Origin of the sequence: Vibrio sp. 10N.286.55.E10 (genome assembly GCF_002872555.1) — a bacterium.
In the GTDB taxonomy this organism is placed as follows: domain Bacteria; phylum Pseudomonadota; class Gammaproteobacteria; order Enterobacterales; family Vibrionaceae; genus Vibrio; species Vibrio crassostreae.
On sequence record NZ_MCSD01000010.1, the window covers coordinates 88,057 to 105,683 of the forward strand.

Below are 17,627 nucleotides of genomic sequence, written 5' to 3' on the forward strand. Positions count from 1 at the left end.
TACGTTGTATTTGTGCTGATGGTTTTCTACAATGCTTCGGTCCATTGAATAGGTAAAAACAAAATGCAGCAAAATGAATTTGAAGTACTGGTAAAAGCTATCTGCGCGCTAGATGGCCTGCCTCAAGCGCTTGAGCTATTGAAATCCAATGAGGATACAGAAGTCGCAGAGGCTGCTGCATCACTGACTGGTCAATTTGCACTAGCTGAAGTGGAAGGCGAAAAGCGTATTTACCACGTGACGCTTCAAGAAAATGAACAAGGCGAAGAGCAAGAGTACATCGAACATGTCATGAATGAAGGCGATGACTTAATCAAATTTGCAGCTTGGTTCTTTGAAACGATGTTTGAATTGAAGCAAAAAGACACATACCAAATTGCCGGTAAGACTTACAGACAGCCAAAGCGCAGCTAGGTTTCTCAGTAAAGTATTTTAGAAAGCAGCTCTCTTGAGCTGCTTTTTTTATGACTGTCTAGACCAATGTTTTGGATTGTTCATAGGGATAGAGCATTAAGGCCAAACCGGGCTTCACGTTAACTCATTGATATACTGATATAATCCCGGTCTGCGCAAAGACAAAAACAGGCTCACTGCAACTGCATTGATTATTTTGCAATAAAGTGTGATTTGGATCTTGTTTTTGGGCGTTTTAAGTGTAAAATCCGCGCTAAAGAAAGTTGATTAAGTGCGGAGATAAGCATGAATTACGAACTAGGCCACGCATACTTGGGTCAAATGGCAGCAAAAAACATGATGCACGAAGCAATGTACGGCAAGTCAAAGCCTAAAAAAGCATCATTTATCAAGCGAATGATGAAGAAAATGGCTAAATAAGCATTTTCAGAAACGGAATTTTAAAAGGCCTTAAACTCGATGAAGTTTAAGGCCTTTTTCGTTTTAGCGATTGGTGAAAGGTATCGCTTTGTTTTGTTGTGGATGGACACAAAAAACACAAATTACGCTTCTGACTAATGGCTATTAATTAATTCAGCCTGCAGATTGATTGGACAGGTCGACCACATTATTAGGAATGCTATCTAAGCCATTCTCTTTCATCCATGCTTCCAAGTTATCAGCCCCGCCGATGTACTTACCATCAAGCCAGATTTGAGGAACGGTGACCGGTGTTTTCTCACCGATGTGCGCTTTTACCTCTGGAATCATGCGATACAAAGCTGCGCTGTCTTTTACGACATCGTGGTATTGGTATTCGACACCCGCTTCATCAAGCATTTTCTTCGCCTTAACGCAGAATGGGCAGGTTGCTTTACCATAAACAATATTGCCTTTTAGGCTGTCTCTTTTGGTCCACTCTTTAATGACCGATTGAATCAGAACACCGCGATTTAGAGCTTCGCCTTGGCTTACTACCTTGCCTTCAACAACAAGGATCGGAGCATGCCAAGAACCCAGCTTTAAAGGTTCCCACCAGTGAGATAACCAATCTTTCACTTCTAGTTCGACATCAACGTCAGCCAATTCATTCTCAAAAGTGTCCTTAAGAATGTCTTTGGTAAGGGTACATTCTCCACATGGGATATTTACTTTAAATGGACCCCAGCTGCCTGCCCAACGGTATAGTGTAATCTTGACTGGTTTCTTCATGGTTACGACCTCGCTTAAAATTCTCTTATCAATATAGAACGGACAGTAGAACTATTTATTTCATCGACTCTAAACTTTCTTAACTTTCGCCGGTTTTTTTGTTTCCCAATGGGTAATGAACGCAACTGACGCAATGATAATCGCAGCCCCTAGCCATAAACGACCTGGTGGAACCCAACTGAATACCAGCCAACCAGCCAAGACATTTAGAGGTAATTTCGCGTGATCAAACGGTTGAACGAAAGAGGCATCTGCCACCGAGTATGCTTTTACAATAGCCCACTGAGCCAGTGCTGTCATAATACCGATAACGATTAAGATAGCCCAAATAGTTCCGCCACTTGGCATTTGCCAATCAGGAACGGCCAGCAAGATGTTAAATGGCGTAATCAATAGCAGAAGGTAAACCACCATGGTGGAAGGGCTGTCTTGTGAAGAAAGCTTTTTCACCATCAGTGAGTAGCATGCCCAAAAGAAAGCCGCACCAACGGGTAACAACGTCGCCCAGCTAAAGTCTTCAGCCCATGGCTCTAGAATCACCATAGCACCTGCGAAGCCTGCTAAGGTTGCACCCCAACGAGCTGCGCCCACTTTCTCTTTTAGGAAAAGACCAGAACCTATGGTTGCAAACAGTGGCGAAGTCATAAGAAGGGCTATGCCTTGCCAAATCGGCACAGGGTAAGCCAGCGCCCAAATCCAAAGTTGGATACCAATAACCGATAGGAAGACACGGAATACGTGTAGCTTGAGATTATCAGTTTTTAGTGCTCGTCGAATTCCCAATGTTTTTAGATAAGGAAGAATAGCGAACAATGCAATTGAATACTGAATGACGGCAACGGTAGTAGAAGTCAGTCCGAAATGAATGCTAGCGATTTGAGTTAGGCTGTTGATCAAAGCAAAGGCTAAACCAGCGGTTAGCATCCAGCTAGCGCCTTGAATCGGATGGTGTTGTGACATGATGCTTCTAATTATTTGATGTGGTTCACCTATGATACGGATTTAGCACAATGAAACCAGAAAAAGCATTGATGAAGTTAGTCAGAATATTTGAATATGAAAAAAGGTTGAGCCATTGCCCAACCTTTTTAGCCTTCATCTAAAGTAAATTTAGATTAGAAGTCGTAGCGTACACCTAGGCGAAGCGTATCTTCACCTTCAGTTGTTAGTCCTGTAGTTACGTCTTTCACTTCATCTAAGCCATTGATGTAGTAAGAAAGGTATGTACGGAAGTTGCTGTTTAGTTTGTAGTAGCCAACAAGCTCGATACCATCTACAGAGTCGGCTGTAGAACCGTTTGCCGCTTCATTTTCTTGGTATGTGTATACTGCTGCAGCAGAAACTTGCTTAGTGATTTTATATTGTGCTGCGAATTCCATTGCAGTGAATGACTCAGCGATAGGGCCAACGGCTTTATCGTTTAAGTCACCCGTTGAGTAAGTTGCTGCTAGGTAAAGGTTATCTAGTGAATATGCTAGGCCAGCAAGGATTTGGTTTGCGCTTCCGTTACCTGCACCTAGATCTTGACCAGAGTATGCAAGACCAAGGTCTAGACCGATTGGCAATGAATAAACACCAGAGATGCCGTAGCCATCAGTGTCTTTTGCACTGTTTGCTTGGTAAGTTGCTTCTAACTGAAGAGCATCAAAGCCACCGCGGTATGCAAATACGCTATCTTCTTTATCCGAAGCTGCATCGATTAATTGTTGAACACCAGAGAACTCAGTGATATCTGTAAAGTCAGATACGATGACTGAAGCCATGTCTTGGCGACCTACAGAGACTGCTTGTCCATCGAAATCCACACCAGCGTACATGTAACGGTTATCAAACTCGCTATCGCCAGTGCTTTGCTCTGCTTCGTAGAAACCGAATGCAGTAACAGTATCGGTAAGTTCTGTTTTACCGCCAAGGTTTAAACGGAAACGAGTTTTATCTTCCATTGTACCTTCAACTTCGGCACCACCTGAACCGATGAAGTCGCCACGGAATTCCGCACGACCGCCAATCTTAAGCTCAGTGCCGTCAGAGCTGTAAACTGTTGCTGCTAGAGAAGAACCTGAAACTAGTGCTGCTACCACTGAAGAAGCTAGAACTGCCTTTTTCATAATCACTTACCTTGTATTTTAAAATCCGTGAGCAATGCGCTCTCCGTTTCGATATGAAGCTAATTTAGAGCAGATAAATTAAGCTTTCATTTCCATAAAATTACATTTCCGTGAATAGGGAACTTATTTAGGCGTTGATTTTATTGCACTTCTATTTCATTTGGCTGAGAGGTTTTTGAATGATTATCTAAATTGGAAGTTTTAGAACAGCTATCTGTACGAGTTTTACTTTGAAAGAGATGAGGAAGTTATGAGTGAGTTCTATGGGCCGAACTGCAGCTGTTAAATCGATTAACTGCTTGTACTGGTTAAGATATCCTCTATGATGCAAAAACTTACGAGAGAATAGATTGTGCTCAACAAGATGGAGTGGTTGGATGAAAACAGAGTACTTAGGCGATGTTTTACAAGGTAGGCAGGTTATTGGCTCCTTGAATGTTGAAGACTTACAGGTAGGAGAGCATCAGTTTTGGTTTCAAGTGACCAGTGATGGACTCGGACAACCTAAAAACATGCCAGTTTCTGTTTTCAAAGGCAGCCAAGATGGTCCTAAGTTGATGATCACGGCCGGTATTCATGGCGATGAACTGAACGGTGTATTGGCTGCTCAGCAAATTATCAGAGACTTAGTCGGTAAAACTCTCAAAGGCACAGTAACCATTGTGCCCACAGTGAATCTGTCTGGTTTGCTAAACCATAGCCGTGACTTTATTTCTTCGGATCCGGGTTCTTGTCCTGCCAATCTCAATCGACTCTTTCCGGGTGATGAGAATGGTTTAGCGGCGGAACGCTTTGTTTCGTCTTTGTGGGAGCGTTTGCTTAAGCATAATGCCACCTTCGCCGTTGACCTCCACACTCAAACTCGTGGCGCAGTCTACCCACTTTATGTATTTGCTGATTATCGCATAGAGCAATGTTTGGATATGGCGAGGCTGATGCAACCCGATTGTGTGCTTAATGATCCTGGCGATCCTGGGATTCTTGAAACGGTTTGGAATCGCAGTGGTATACCGAGCATCACTGTCGAAGTAGGGATGGGTAAGTTTACTCAACCTGACATGATTCAAAGAGCGGTAGACGGTGTTTTGAACATGCTTTCCTATTATGAAATGCTTGAGGTCGATGGACAAGATCCGTTAGAAGTAAAGCAACTGCCAAGCATGGATTGGATTGAAGGCAACAACGTCGTGTCTATTCGTGCTGATATTGGTGGTTTTGTTCTGCCTCAGGTCGAGCTTTTGCAAAGCGTGGAGCAAGGTGATTTGTTAGCCATCCAATATGATGCTTTTGGTAATGAATGCCGCCGTTATCACGCACCGTCTGCTGGACGTGTCCTTAGCTATAACGTGGATGCGTTAAGGGAACCGGGTGCACTTGTTTGTCGCTTGCTAAGTTAGGGGGGCAGTCGGTTGGACGTTTCCGTATTAATACAGCGTGTCACCATCTAAAACACGCAAAAAAAGACCGAGCAGGGCTCGGTCAAAGGACAGTTGTCTAGAGTAAGCACGTCTTGGACTCATCGAGAAAACTGCTTTTAGAGTAGCGAGGCTAGATTAAGAATCTATTGCAAGATAGTGACACTTCGACTGCTTTTCTGTTTCAAAAATAATATTGAAAACATTATCTTAAGCTCATGAAAAAGCCTACTTCGAGTTTGCGTGAGTAGGCAATATAAACTTCACTTAAGAGGTTCTATTTCTTTCTAAGCTCGATTAAAAGGCGTCATCTACGATGTCTTTTAGTCGGTCGTAAGGTACATAACCTGGTAAAACATTTCCATTCATCATCATGGTTGGAGTGCCCGTTAAGCCGAGTGCACTGAACGTTTGATGGTTAGTGGTTAGAACTTGGTTTTGTTCTTGAGTTGTTTTTAGTTCCGTCTCTGTTCCTGTCTTCTTGGCAACCGCTTCTAATGAACTCTTTGTGTGAATACCGCTTTTTGCCATCAATAATCTATTAACCTCAGGGAACGCTTCTGGCTTGTCTTGCCATACTTTCATCGCATATAAAGCGGCATTGGTGTTGAGGCCGTCGACTTGCTGCTGTTTAAATGATAAGTACACATTGATCACTTTAATGTCGCTATTTTCAGAGACTAATTGAGCCAAACCTTTCTCTAAGCGCTTACAGTAAGGACAGTTATAGTCGGTGAAATTGATGATTACCGACTTGCCATCCGGGTTTCCTGTTATTGGATGAGCGTCATTGTTGTATAACCAATCATGGCTTTCTGCTTGGGCTTTCTTTGCTTGAGCTTGGCCCGCTACATATTGCTCTAAGCTGGTGTGTAACCCCGAAATACTTGAAGGGTTCTCTTTCAGAAACTGGTTAATTTCCTCAAGTTGTTGGGTTTGTTCTTTGCTTAGTTCTGCGAAGGCGTTGGTGCTCATTAGTGAGCCTAAAATTAGTGTGCTTATCAGAAGCTTTTTCATGTTATTTATCTCGAATTCTTAGTAATGGTGAGCGATAATTTGGTGGCGCTCGCACTAGTGTTCTTTGTTTAGTGGATTTGAAACGACTTACTTGCCCTGTTTTCCAATAGGCTAGGCAAAGTAAGTTCTCAACCACAGCCCTATAGGAGAAGTAACGCCTGTCGCGATACTGCTTATCTCTCCATCTTTAATGATGACAATGCTGGGTGTGACATTGATTCCCCAGTCTCTACTGATATGCCCTGAAAGATCATTGATCACCGGGAAGTCATACTCTTTGGCGTCCAAGTAGCGTTGCACTCGCTCATCTGGTCCTGATGAAAGGGCGACCGTAACGACTTGGTGAGAGTCATTGAAGCTATTGATGGTTGGGCTCACGAATTTGCACGCACCACACCAAGTTGCCCAAAAATAGACAATGACAGGCTTACCGTTTTTACTGAGCTCGATAACATCAATATCTTCGCCTTGTATTGACTGTCCAACGATTGGAACCGCATCTCCTTGAGGCATGCTTCTGCTGTGATAAAAATCCATCGCAAATGAAACCACACCAACGATCAGTATCATTGAAACGAGTTCCTTTCCCCATTTTTTAAGGCGACTTGGCTTTTTAGCCTCACCCTTTATAGAGTGCTCTTTGGTCGTGTTGGGCTTCTCTTCATTGTTGGGAGTCTTCATTAGTTATCTCGCAGCATCGATGGCTTGAACGACAGTGTCACTGTTGAGAATGACAGGCAGTGGAATACCACTTTTATAGCTCGGACCGTAGACGATATTAAATGGCACACCAAATCGTCCATTACTTTGTAAGTATTGAGTGACACTTTCACTTGGAGTGGTCCAATCGCCTTTCATTAGAACGATATTCTCTTGTTGCAGATGGCTATAAACAGGGTCTTGAAGAATGACGCCGATTTTGTTGGCTTTACAGGTGATGCACCAATCAGCAGTTACATCGACAAATACTGTTTTGCCTTCATCGATCAATTTTGGAATTTGTTTCGCATCCAGCTTTTGCCAAGCAAGGTCATCAACGATAGGTGTCGCCCAGTTATCTGCAGTGACACTACCTACGATAAGCGCTGCGCCAAATACTATTGTGGTGGTTGCCAAGATAGGAGCCAGCACCTTGGTGCCGAGCTTCTTGCCAATCCAAATCAATACTGTTGCTAGGATCAAAACAGAAAGCACGATCGTTGGGAACTTTCCAATGAATGGGCTCAGCAGACTCGTTAACCATAAGCTGGTAGCGAACATCATCAAGCCGAAAATCAACTTAACAGTGAACATCCAAGGGCCTGGCTTAGGCATTAGCTTGGTTAGGCGTGGGAAGGCAGAAAAAACCAGCCAAGGTGCACTCATACCTATGCCGAGTGCGATGAAGATAGCCCATAACTCTTGATAGCTAGCACCAAGTGCATAAGCGACGGCGGTTCCTAGGAATGGTGCGCTACACGGCGTTGCCAATAGCGTCGCAAACATACCTTGAACAAAGTGGCCTGAATGTGAATCATCCCCTTTAGTTGCCATCCAAGTGTTTAAACCTGAAGGCAGTCTGAATTCGAATAGCCCAAGCAGGTTAATCGAGAACAGCAAAGTGATGATCAGCATGAATCCGATGAACCAAACATTTTGGAACTGGATTCCCCAACCAATCGCATTGCCACCCATTTTTAGAATGGTCATACCAAGGGCTAACAGAGCAAATGACGTAATGACACCAGAAGCAGACGCTAAGAATGAGAGTCGGATATGACGATTAGATGCCCCTTGGTTTTGAATGATGCTGTTTAACTTCATTCCCAATACTGGCAACACACATGGCATGATGTTGAGGATCAAACCACCAATTAAGGCAAAACCGATCATCGCAGTAAAACCGTTACTGTTTTCTTGATAAGCGATTGGTTTTGACCCAACTTGAGCTGTCATCTCTTCGGCAAAGTTTGTGTCCGATACTGTAACACTCACCGTGCGATCGGTTAGATCGACCTCGCCAAGCCAGTTACTGACATCGAATACAGCAGTCATTGTATTGTCTGTTATGTGGACGCTTGGTTGAGAGAAGAAGTCATCAATCACTTCTTGCCCGTCAATCAACACCATTGGCTTATCCCAACCATCTTTGCTTGTCAGCTGAGTAACCAATTGCTGCTTGCTCTTATCCCAAAACAAACCGTTCACCGAAGTGCGGTTAGCTTCTCGTGGCGACTGGCTCATGCCTTGGTTGAACAAGAACATCGCTTCTTCATCAAGCGCTAAAGTTTTTGGGTCAATCGGCAGTTCGATATCGTAATCGGTTAACACACAGATATTGGTACACGACGGAAAGGTAAACGAGGCCCTGAATATTGCAGGCTTTGTGTTGTCTTTCAGGGTTAACGTGACAGGAAAGCTGACGTGCTTTTTGTAACCTAACGTCATGACGTCAAGCTGCTCGTAGTACTTAGGTATCGGCCAATGCCAATCTACTGACTCAATGTTTGTTGAACCAGACCAGTCCCAGCTTGGTGGTATGCCACCTTCACCAGGGCTGCGCCAATAGGTTTTCCAGTCGCCGTCGAGCACGACATCGAGCACGGTTTGAATCTTAGAACCGTCATCTGACTGTTCACCTGTCGACATCATTCGCATTTTGACTGGCGGGTGTTCAGGCACGCTGAGCCAACCTGTAGTCTGTGCTAAAGCAGTAAATGATGTCATGACCAAAAGGGCTGTGACTAGAGTTTTAGCGCATGTACGCATGCAGAATGCCAAAGAATCGACAAACTTAGTTAGTAGTGTGTTGTACACAAATGTATCTCCAAAAAATAAATAAAAGGGTGGAATAGCCCGGTTATTTACTCTCTAAATATACAGTGCTTTAGGTGTAAGCGGTGTTTTGTTGGTCGAGTAGAGCGATGGTTGTCTCTAGATAATCTCGATATGTGGGGAGGTAAGTTAAATGCAACCGCAATAATAAGTACGAATGGGATCATCCAGCCGGTTTTTGGGGCGGCAAAGGTCAGCATTTTCGAACTCAGACTGCATGAACTTGAATTGGGTGACGTTAACATTTTTGAGGCTTCTAAGCCGAAAACACTGGCGTATAGAGTGACCATTTTTTCTGAAGAAGCGATGTCAGTTTGAGGATTACTGTTTTCTGTATGAGTTTGCGCGCCAACTAGGACTGATTGACCATTAGCGGATGCAGATAACGATACTTTCTTTACGGCCAGAGTACTCGCCAGACAAGTTACGATAACCAGTCCGGTCAGGAAGAGCGCCCAAAGCGAATGCTTTTGTCGACGATTCTGTGTAGATAAGAAAAGTAGCGGTGTGTTCAGAAAATTAGTCCGTAATTAAATCAGTTAGTCGTTAAAACGAGCTCGTTGAATTGTGGCTAGCTTAGATAAGTTCTCTTCGCGCCACAAGTCATAAAATTGTTAAAGTGAAACTAGGTATAAACGAGGGAAACCGTAGGTATACGATAAACGACGCATAAACACTAATTCTCGCGAATACGACATTGCTCTGTCACTAAAGTTCACAATAACTGGAAGTTGCCACTAATTTATTCTGTATCGAGTAGTTTATTCATTATCAGGCTATACAAAAAAGCCCAATAGCTCGTCGATGAACGTATTGGGCTTTAACCATTGGCGCTATTGAAAAGGCTTAGTGAGTGCGGCGAGGGCCGTTACGTACCAAGTCTTTACCGTTATCAAACACTTCTTTGGTGATCCAGCGAGCAAGTAGAACTTTGTGGCTGCTGTTGAATACAGCAACGAAGTGACGACCATCTGAATTATTGGTTGCCATGCCTACACCTTCAACGCCTTCAAGGCCTAAACCGCCAGCTTCCACTGAAATTAGGAATTGCTCTAGTTCTTCTAGAGACTCAATGATGTCAAGTTCGTTGTTCATTTTTATGCTCTCTTGCAGTGAACCAACATCGTACTTAAGGCGCTTTAGTGCTTACCCTAAAATTAAGATATTGGCCGTTATTCTTTGTTGGATGCGTACTCTACAGGTCATAAGAGGGGATTGGAACTCTCAAATATTAGAAGCAGGCTGATAATTTGCGAATTTTTAACATAACATACGTTTAAATGCTTGTTATCCATGTTCTTTTTACTACTATTTATAGGGTCAATTTAGACAGTAATAGGAATTAATATGATGAAGGTTTGGCGTTGTCTATTGTTAATGTTGGCGTTTGTCGCATTTGGAAGTTATGCGCAGAGCGTTGAGAAAATCGCAGAAGTACAAGATCAGTTAATGATCGATCTAACAACATTAGAAACGGCGCATGATGCTGAGAAACCCTTTCTTGAAGATATATTAAGGCGTAAGAATCAAGGGCTACGTGAGGAGATTTTTACACAACTCTCTTCAGAGAAGAAGGAAGGGCTAGATGCCATTCTGGCTCAGCAGGTTGAACTTTTACAAAAATTGCTGACATTGAATGAAGGCAAAATCGTTTCAATGAGTAAAGAAAACCGTTCAGCTGAGGGTGACGCTAAGAAACGTCTTGAATTACGCATTCAAAAACGAATCGGAATGATGGATGTTTATTATCAACAACTAGCAAAGACACTCACTTGGTCGAAAGATCGTGGGGTCGATGTCGCTGTACCTGAAACAGCTCTAAAAGTAGACTTGGTGTCTCGCTCTAAATACTTGACTAATGCCATTCTTTACACAGACACACAGCGACAAGATCTAGAAGCGCGTTTGTCTTTCGTGAATGAAGAAGAGAAAGCGACCATTAAAAAGGAGCTTGAGCGTTTCAGCGAGCGTACTAGTGTAATGGTGGCGAGCTTAGAAGAAACCATCACACTAATGGAACCGTTTGGCGTAGATGTGACTTCATACAAACGTGTTTTGCTAGCGACGACAGGCGACATTAATGCCGATGTGTTGGATGTTGATGTTGCACTGGAACTGTTGGATGGTTGGCTTCGTTCGTTCAGTTCATGGGCTTTTGAAAATACGCCTTCTTTTATCGTTAAACTCGCTCTTTTTCTCGGTATTTTGTATGTCACTCGCCTTATTGCTAACGTGGCTCGTAAGACCGTTCGTAAGAGTGTTTCGCACTCTAAAATGGACTTCAGCGTATTGATGCAGGACTTCTTTGTATCCATCGCATCGAAAGCAGTCGTGTTTATTGGTTTGCTTATTGCGCTGTCGCAAATCGGGATAGAACTAGCACCGCTATTAACTGGTTTCGGTGTCGCGGGTGTGATCATTGGTTTTGCATTGCAGGATACGCTGTCTAACTTCGCCTCGGGCTTGATGATCTTGATTTACCGTCCTTATGATGTTGGTGACATGGTTAAAGTGGCGGGCGTGCAAGGCACGGTAAAAGACATGAGCTTAGTGTCGACCACGGTACAAACTATCGATAACCAACGTTTAGTGATCCCAAACAACAAGATCTGGGGTGACGTGATCAACAATATCACGGCAGAACGTGTAAGACGTGTTGATATGGTTTTCGGTATTGGTTACTCAGATGATATCGATAAAGCGAAAGCGGTATTGAATGACATCATTGTCGCGCACCCTCTAGTACTGAAAAAACCAGAGCACATGATCAAGCTTCATACCTTGAATACGTCTTCTGTAGATTTTGTCGTAAGACCTTGGGTTAAGACAGACGATTACTGGGATGTGTATTGGGATGTGACGGAAACCGTGAAGAAACGCTTCGATGAAGAAGGCATCACGATTCCATTCCCGCAACGAGATGTGCATATTTACAATCACGAAGATAACTAAGCGAAAGAGCTAATACGAAAAAGCTAATACGAAAAAGCTAAGTGTGGCTTCGAGCCATCATTCTTAATGTGATATTAAATGGACGCTGAACAAGCGTCCATTTTTTTGGCTGCGGTTTATATTGAGCTTCATTCCTTATATCACTCCACCCATCTTAGAATTACGTTATCATGGGGCAGGCTCAGTCTGGATAGTTGAAATCGAATGGATGATTCACAGCAAAACCCAAAAACGAGAAATACAACGGTAAGAAAAGCGACGCGAATCGAAAGTGTCATGAACTCTGCGATGTGGCATTTAACCCAGAGGGACATGACGGAAAGCGAGTTGATTGCGAAGTTGAAAGTGAAAACGGACAATCAAGATTGGATCAATGAAACCTTGAGCAACTTGAAAGGTTACGGCTATCTCAAATCCGACCAAGATTTTGCTGAGCAATTCGCAGAACAAGCCTTCTTTGGCGAATTTGGCTCGCGATACATCATTGAAAAGTTGAAGAAGAAAGGGCTAACCGACTCGGTCATTTCCGATGCGATTCATAAGGTATCTGCTGATAAAAACATCGATGAACAAATGATACTGATCGATCGAATCAATCATTACTATTCAGGCTTTACTATGAGCCGTGAAAAGCTTGTCGCGACACTGCAAAAACGTGGCTTCAGCTATCAACAAGTCAAAATCGCGATCGATCAGCATCCGCAAGCTCATGAGCTTAAGAGTAATATTCAGATCAAGGCCGAGAAAGCTGATTTGGAGAAGGAAGTGCTCAAGTACGCTCGTAAAGGGAAAGGCTTAACCGCTATCCAACAAGAACTAAAACAGCGACAAATCGATACCACTGAGCTTTCATCGTTGATTGACCGATTGATCAATGAAGAGCAATTGGACTTTTACGCTTCTTGTTTAGAACAGCTTCAGAAAAAATCTTATGACCTGAACGATCACAAGGAACGCTCTAAGGCTTACGCCATGTTGAGTCGCAAAGGCTTTTCTTCAGATGAGATAAAGTTCGCTTTAAGTGAAGGTAACGAGTAGGTTACGTGCTGAATCATAAGGATGAACAGGGCTATCGAATGGTGTTTTCATCCTCAGCAATACCTAACCCATTACGTAAAGCGAACTGAACAAGCTCATTGTGATTGTTTAAATCCTCTTACACGCAGGCCAGTATATGGGCTCATACGGAAGCCTACTCTCTAGACTACTACCAAAACCAATTCAATATTGCGGTTGAGTGGCAAGCGTCTCCCATCTGGAAAACAGAGCTGGATTATCGTGTAGTCACGGCAAAAGATAATGGTTTAGACAGCTTTGTAATGGGCTTTCATGATCTTTTTAGCATTGGGCAAAACGGTCGTGATGAGGTAGCAGAAGATCAATTCATCATGGACTTTCATAATGCTGGCGTTCATGCCTCTGATTTTGAAGGTGATGACTTAACCAATGCGCTGACTTTTTACAATGAATTGTTGTTGTATTCCAGGGGGCCTATATCGCTCTCTGCTGGTGGTTCTTTGTATTACAACAACGTAAGAAGTGGACAATTTGCGAGAACAAGTTTTGAGCAAGTCGTTCAACTTAACTACAGCTTTATCACACCCAAACACAGTATTTTTTCAACCGTCGGTTTAGTGCATCGACATGGCGATAACTCCTTTGTTGGCCTAGAAGACTTAAGTTTTGAAAACGTAAGCGCGAGTTGGGCGATAGGGTATGAGTATCGACTGAATCAGCGTCATAGTTTGCTTATTGAATCTCTCAACTATCAAGGTTGGGCGAGCAACGATCCCGATTTTTCTGAACCTTCCCATGAAGTGGTCGTGGGTTACCGTTATCGCCTACATCAACTTGCGATTGAGGCCCTAATGATCGAAAACATCCGTAACATGGACAACAGTACCGACATCGGGTTTACGCTCGGCTTGCGCTTCTCAATATAAAAGCCATATCAACATATCATTATGTAATTTAATTCATCAAAGCTATAAAGTTTCAGTAAATTTACGGTATATCAATAACGTGATTTTTTGAACAATAGCGCCACTCCAAAAGGCCGGACTAACAAGGCCGAATCAATATATAGGTAGTGGTAACCATGAAAAAAACATTAGTAGCACTTGCGATTGCAAGCATTTCAACTTCAGCATTCGCTGTAAACACAAGCAGCCAAAACAGCCAGAATGAAGAGATGTTTGCTTTTGATTCTATGCACAAAGATCAATTCTCAGTAGCAGGTTCTTTCGGTGTTGGTGGTTACTACGACACAGGTTCAAAAGCATTTTACGATGACTGGGCTACTGGTCTAACACTTGCGGTAAGCTACCGTAACAACCGTTTTGTTGGTTACTTCGAAACTGACATGATGGTGAACTACACAACTGACAATAACGTTGCAGCGAACGACGCAGCAACATCTGGTTGGGTGAATGGCATTGATACAGGCCCTGCGACAGACGTTGATAAAGCGTGGTTAGGTTTCGACACTGGTTACGGTATCGCTTCATTCGGTTGGGAAAACGATACAGCACTAGATAAAGTTGATGGCGCAGGTGACAACACATACGAGTTTGGTGCTTCTGCAGGCGATGCTTCTGATGCATTCAACGTGGTTAAGTTCCAAGGCGCAACCAACGGTATTGCTTACGCAATCTCTTACTTTGAGACTGATGACGACCATAACGATGCAGAGAAAGGCGTTAACGGTTACATCGGTATCGAGCAAGAAGTATTTAGCGTATACGCTGGTTACGAAGGTCGTGACGATGAGAAAGATTACGAAGTATACACAGTAACTGGCAGCATGCAGTTAGGTTCAATGAAGCTAGGTCTTAACTCTTGGATCGATCAAAACGATGAGATGAAGAATACAGGTTTCTACTTCTCTGGTGGTTACACATTGTCTGATGATCTAACCATTGCTGCAGGTTACGCTTTCAATACTAACGAAGAAGATAACCTATCAGATGTAGATTCTTCATACATCAACGTTGCAGCTATGTACCGTATTGCTGATAACGCAGACATGGGTATTGATATTAAGCAAGATATCGAAGGTGCACGCTCAATCGGTAACACGCAATACGACGAAGAAACACACGTATTCGCAGCAGCTTACTACTACTTCTAAGAGTAGTGTCGAGGCTTAGGTGCGCATAGAGCCTGAGCCTTTGAAACTCAAATATCGAAACTGAACATAATGGTGTAATTGCTGCCCGGTCTTTACACCATATTCTCTTCTTTGCGCAGCTTAAGCATCCACTGTTCGACATGTGGTATGCCACTCAAGCGGTACGAGTGGATTATTATCTGGAGAAACAAAATGGTTAAGAGCATATCTGGCAAGGGGGTCATTTATGGCAATGAGACTCTGTTTACGTGCAAACCTAATCGAAATGGATTGTTCGAATTGGCACGTAAACATGGAAGAGCTGCTGGTACTCGTCCACAAGACTCACAAAACAAAGTCTACGCAGAATCTTTAGATGAAGCATGGAATTTACTGAAAACTGAAAAGTTTTATATTGTTTTGACGGGGCAGGTATTCGGCATTCATCGAAAATCACTAAGAAGTGTTGATTCTGTTGATGTTGAGTTTAATAGCAAAATTCGCTCAGCATGTTTCACTATATAGATCCTAAGCTGAATCTAAAAAGGACGATAACTTATCGTCCTTTTTTCATTTTAGTTTTGAACTCAATTTTTGTTACAGAGGCTCAAACACAATCTATCGACCGTATTGCCCAACGATAAAGTGCTCAAACTCATCACACATCTGATGGTTTGATTTATCATTATTCGCCAACTCGGTTGACCCATCAACGATCGATATCTTCGCATTCAAATCAGCAACTGGTGCACGCTCTCTTGTCGACAGTTGTTTGATTTTTTGCTCTTCAATAGCCCATGCTTCCTCTGGCGATAAGTTGCACTCGTCAGCGAGGTATTTAGCATTAAAACCTTCTCCAGTAAGGCTTTCGATTGTCCCATTATGATTCACGCTATTGCCTTGGTACCAATAGTGCTTAGCTAACAAAGGGCCGATCTCTGGGTTATCCGTTAAGTAGCCAAATTTATCGGTAAAAAACGCACGAGTTTGATACACCGCCATATGAGCCAACAGGTAACCTTGATACGCGCAAGACGCTTCATCCGACAATAGATGTGGGATTGCCATTAATGGGCGAGGGCTACAAGCCAATCCAAGAATCGTTTTCTCACTATTACGAGCGAGAGCGGTGATCTTTTCAGGCGTCAGATCTTCATCTGCCAATTCGTAAAGTGCTCGCTCGAAATAGGGAACCACTAAAATGCTGCGTTCTTGATAAGCTCTGAAGGGTTGCTTGTTATCGATGATTGCTTTGATTAACTCGTCAGGTACTGCTTGGCCATCAGCATTAAGCGCGTATTGTTTGAGCCAGTCTGCGTCATTCAACAAGCTGTCACAGAACATAGACTGGGTTTCCGCATAAGCCATCGACGTAGGTGCAAACTCTTGAGAGAAACACGGCGCGTTCATTTTCACGTTAGCAAAGTGCGCAGCGTGACCACCTTCGTGAAACAGTGTGTTGATCCCATCATAGCCGCTGCCTACTTGATCGGGCTTAGCATTACTTGTGAAGTTGACTTGAGCAGGCACCCAAGTGTTTTGATCGTAGAAAGAAGGAATAGGGCCGTGACAAAAACCATTTGGGTATTTTCCTTTGCGATCAAGCAGATCCAACTTCAGTGTGGCTTGAGAGTATTCGATGTTGAGGCGACCAAAGGATTCAATCCAGCGTCTCAATGACTTTGAGAATGGAACATAAGGGTCCAAGTCATTCATCACGTCACCTGCAAAAGAGTAGGTAAAGTTATGGGCTTGGAGCGCATTCTCGCCTTTCTGCTCTGCCAAATGGGTTAGGCTTTGCTGATGGCTATCACGTGTACGTGCTTCGAAGTCGTCCAGAATCGTGAACAGTTGCTCTGTCGTCATCTGTTCGGTTTTAACCACCGAGTAATCAAAGAAGGTTTTAAAACCCAGTGATTGAGCAAATTGATTACGTTTTTTGATGAGCTCAATAAATCCGTTAGCCAGTAGCCATTGCTCTAAATCTAATAGTGCTTGGTGTGCAGAAAGCCTGACTTGTTCGTTGTTATTGCTTCTTACTGCTGAACCTAAAACTGGCAGTGATCCTTCTGTTTCATCACCCGTTTCATTTACGTAAGTCATCACATGGTTTTGTTTTTTCTCAAACAGTTCAGCTTCAAACTTGATGAGGTCTGCTTTTAGCGCCTGAGATTGTTGGGATTCGATAGCGTGAGATTTAAAGGTCGCTAACCAGCCATTTAGCCCTGTTAACGTGCTCTCTTTTTCTTGAGGATCTTGAATCTGGTCGATGGTATCTAATTGAGCTTCGATTGCCGCAATCTGTTCAGCTGAACTTAAAAACTCGGTCCACTGAGTTTGCGCTAGGGTTGAACCATCGTGGTCGTCACTGATGCCCATGTAGGTATCCCAAAAGAAGTCTTCTTTGGTTTTGTGAGTTACAAGATACTTGTGATTCAGTTGGTTGAGGTAGTTCGTTGCCGTCATGACATTCCTTGAAAATTAACCAGTAATTTCAACATTATGACACATTCACTAAATGTATTTTGTGACGTTAAATATAACTGAATGAAAGTCACAGCTTATCGGTTTACTTTACAGCGTATCAATGGTAGTTAATTAACTGTT

Annotated in this window: 15 protein-coding genes and 1 pseudogene; 8 read left to right on the forward strand and 8 right to left on the reverse strand. The window is 43.1% G+C overall.

Annotated features, from left to right (window positions below):
* The first annotated feature begins 63 nt into the window (after positions 1 to 63).
* Both BCV39_RS07825 and BCV39_RS23425 read left to right on the forward strand, forming a co-directional pair.
* Positions 64 to 414, forward strand: coding sequence for a hypothetical protein (locus BCV39_RS07825; protein WP_017057980.1), 351 nt, complete (start codon positions 64 to 66; stop codon positions 412 to 414).
* A 285-nt stretch (positions 415 to 699) separates the two neighbouring features.
* A complete protein-coding gene (locus BCV39_RS23425; protein ID WP_004737777.1) occupies positions 700 to 834 on the forward strand; it encodes a hypothetical protein in 135 nt (44 codons plus the stop codon).
* A 153-nt stretch (positions 835 to 987) separates the two neighbouring features.
* On the opposite strand, the gene BCV39_RS07830 is transcribed toward BCV39_RS23425, so the two are convergent.
* From BCV39_RS07830 to BCV39_RS07840, 3 genes are all read right to left on the reverse strand, one after another.
* Positions 988 to 1,605 (reverse strand): glutaredoxin, encoded by a 618-nt coding sequence (locus BCV39_RS07830; RefSeq protein ID WP_017062739.1) that lies wholly within the window; start codon positions 1,603 to 1,605, stop codon positions 988 to 990.
* Positions 1,606 to 1,674: 69 nt separating this feature from the next.
* Complete coding sequence (locus BCV39_RS07835; protein ID WP_102433084.1) at positions 1,675 to 2,565, reverse strand: DMT family transporter; 891 nt, start codon at positions 2,563 to 2,565, stop codon at positions 1,675 to 1,677.
* Between the two features lie 155 nt (positions 2,566 to 2,720).
* Complete coding sequence (locus tag BCV39_RS07840) at positions 2,721 to 3,713, reverse strand: porin (RefSeq protein WP_102433085.1); 993 nt, start codon at positions 3,711 to 3,713, stop codon at positions 2,721 to 2,723.
* Between the two features lie 377 nt (positions 3,714 to 4,090).
* Here BCV39_RS07840 and BCV39_RS07845 point away from each other — a divergent pair, with 377 nt between their 5' ends.
* Complete coding sequence (locus BCV39_RS07845; protein ID WP_102433086.1) at positions 4,091 to 5,110, forward strand: succinylglutamate desuccinylase/aspartoacylase family protein; 1,020 nt, start codon at positions 4,091 to 4,093, stop codon at positions 5,108 to 5,110.
* Between the two features lie 315 nt (positions 5,111 to 5,425).
* Here the strand turns inward: BCV39_RS07845 and BCV39_RS07850 are convergent, their stop codons facing one another.
* From BCV39_RS07850 to BCV39_RS07870, 4 genes are all read right to left on the reverse strand, one after another.
* The gene (locus BCV39_RS07850) at positions 5,426 to 6,145 is read right to left on the reverse strand and encodes a DsbA family protein (protein ID WP_102433087.1); all 720 of its coding nucleotides are present in this window, start codon (positions 6,143 to 6,145) and stop codon (positions 5,426 to 5,428) included.
* Between the two features lie 111 nt (positions 6,146 to 6,256).
* On the reverse strand, positions 6,257 to 6,826 hold the full coding sequence (locus BCV39_RS07855) for a protein disulfide oxidoreductase (protein ID WP_048661122.1): 570 nt from the start codon (positions 6,824 to 6,826) through the stop codon (positions 6,257 to 6,259).
* A gap of 3 nt (positions 6,827 to 6,829) precedes the next feature.
* Complete coding sequence (locus BCV39_RS07860; RefSeq protein WP_102433119.1) at positions 6,830 to 8,893, reverse strand: protein-disulfide reductase DsbD domain-containing protein; 2,064 nt, start codon at positions 8,891 to 8,893, stop codon at positions 6,830 to 6,832.
* A gap of 912 nt (positions 8,894 to 9,805) precedes the next feature.
* Positions 9,806 to 10,054, reverse strand: coding sequence for a hypothetical protein (locus tag BCV39_RS07870; RefSeq protein ID WP_017062732.1), 249 nt, complete (start codon positions 10,052 to 10,054; stop codon positions 9,806 to 9,808).
* A gap of 252 nt (positions 10,055 to 10,306) precedes the next feature.
* Here BCV39_RS07870 and BCV39_RS07875 point away from each other — a divergent pair, with 252 nt between their 5' ends.
* The 5 genes and pseudogenes from BCV39_RS07875 to BCV39_RS07900 all read left to right on the forward strand — a co-directional run bounded on the left by BCV39_RS07875 (position 10,307) and on the right by BCV39_RS07900 (position 15,545).
* Positions 10,307 to 11,911, forward strand: coding sequence for a mechanosensitive ion channel family protein (locus tag BCV39_RS07875; RefSeq protein ID WP_102433088.1), 1,605 nt, complete (start codon positions 10,307 to 10,309; stop codon positions 11,909 to 11,911).
* Positions 11,912 to 12,115: 204 nt separating this feature from the next.
* On the forward strand, positions 12,116 to 12,949 hold the full coding sequence (locus BCV39_RS07880; RefSeq protein ID WP_102433089.1) for a RecX family transcriptional regulator: 834 nt from the start codon (positions 12,116 to 12,118) through the stop codon (positions 12,947 to 12,949).
* A gap of 107 nt (positions 12,950 to 13,056) precedes the next feature.
* A pseudogene (locus BCV39_RS07890) lies at positions 13,057 to 13,854 on the forward strand (DUF3187 family protein); the annotation flags it as partial.
* A 155-nt stretch (positions 13,855 to 14,009) separates the two neighbouring features.
* Positions 14,010 to 15,041: a porin gene (locus tag BCV39_RS07895; protein ID WP_102433091.1), complete on the forward strand. Its 1,032-nt coding sequence runs from the start codon at positions 14,010 to 14,012 to the stop codon at positions 15,039 to 15,041.
* A 192-nt stretch (positions 15,042 to 15,233) separates the two neighbouring features.
* A complete protein-coding gene (locus BCV39_RS07900) occupies positions 15,234 to 15,545 on the forward strand; it encodes a hypothetical protein (protein WP_102433092.1) in 312 nt (103 codons plus the stop codon).
* Positions 15,546 to 15,638: 93 nt separating this feature from the next.
* Here the strand turns inward: BCV39_RS07900 and BCV39_RS07905 are convergent, their stop codons facing one another.
* Complete coding sequence (locus tag BCV39_RS07905) at positions 15,639 to 17,486, reverse strand: M3 family metallopeptidase (RefSeq protein WP_102433093.1); 1,848 nt, start codon at positions 17,484 to 17,486, stop codon at positions 15,639 to 15,641.
* Positions 17,487 to 17,627: the final 141 nt, after the last annotated feature.

Excerpts from the sequence above, each read along its gene's own strand:
- BCV39_RS07825 (WP_017057980.1), top strand. The coding sequence starts at position 64 with ATGCAGCAAAATGAATTTGAAGTACTGGTAAAAGCTATCTGCGCGCTA.
- BCV39_RS23425 (WP_004737777.1), top strand. The coding sequence starts at position 700 with ATGAATTACGAACTAGGCCACGCATACTTGGGTCAAATGGCAGCAAAA.
- BCV39_RS07830 (WP_017062739.1), bottom strand. The coding sequence starts at position 1,605 with ATGAAGAAACCAGTCAAGATTACACTATACCGTTGGGCAGGCAGCTGG.
- BCV39_RS07835 (WP_102433084.1), bottom strand. The coding sequence starts at position 2,565 with ATGTCACAACACCATCCGATTCAAGGCGCTAGCTGGATGCTAACCGCT.
- BCV39_RS07840 (WP_102433085.1), bottom strand. The coding sequence starts at position 3,713 with ATGAAAAAGGCAGTTCTAGCTTCTTCAGTGGTAGCAGCACTAGTTTCA.
- BCV39_RS07845 (WP_102433086.1), top strand. The coding sequence starts at position 4,091 with ATGAAAACAGAGTACTTAGGCGATGTTTTACAAGGTAGGCAGGTTATT.
- BCV39_RS07850 (WP_102433087.1), bottom strand. The coding sequence starts at position 6,145 with ATGAAAAAGCTTCTGATAAGCACACTAATTTTAGGCTCACTAATGAGC.
- BCV39_RS07855 (WP_048661122.1), bottom strand. The coding sequence starts at position 6,826 with ATGAAGACTCCCAACAATGAAGAGAAGCCCAACACGACCAAAGAGCAC.
- BCV39_RS07860 (WP_102433119.1), bottom strand. The coding sequence starts at position 8,893 with ATGCGTACATGCGCTAAAACTCTAGTCACAGCCCTTTTGGTCATGACA.
- BCV39_RS07870 (WP_017062732.1), bottom strand. The coding sequence starts at position 10,054 with ATGAACAACGAACTTGACATCATTGAGTCTCTAGAAGAACTAGAGCAA.
- BCV39_RS07875 (WP_102433088.1), top strand. The coding sequence starts at position 10,307 with ATGATGAAGGTTTGGCGTTGTCTATTGTTAATGTTGGCGTTTGTCGCA.
- BCV39_RS07880 (WP_102433089.1), top strand. The coding sequence starts at position 12,116 with ATGGATGATTCACAGCAAAACCCAAAAACGAGAAATACAACGGTAAGA.
- BCV39_RS07895 (WP_102433091.1), top strand. The coding sequence starts at position 14,010 with ATGAAAAAAACATTAGTAGCACTTGCGATTGCAAGCATTTCAACTTCA.
- BCV39_RS07900 (WP_102433092.1), top strand. The coding sequence starts at position 15,234 with ATGGTTAAGAGCATATCTGGCAAGGGGGTCATTTATGGCAATGAGACT.
- BCV39_RS07905 (WP_102433093.1), bottom strand. The coding sequence starts at position 17,486 with ATGACGGCAACGAACTACCTCAACCAACTGAATCACAAGTATCTTGTA.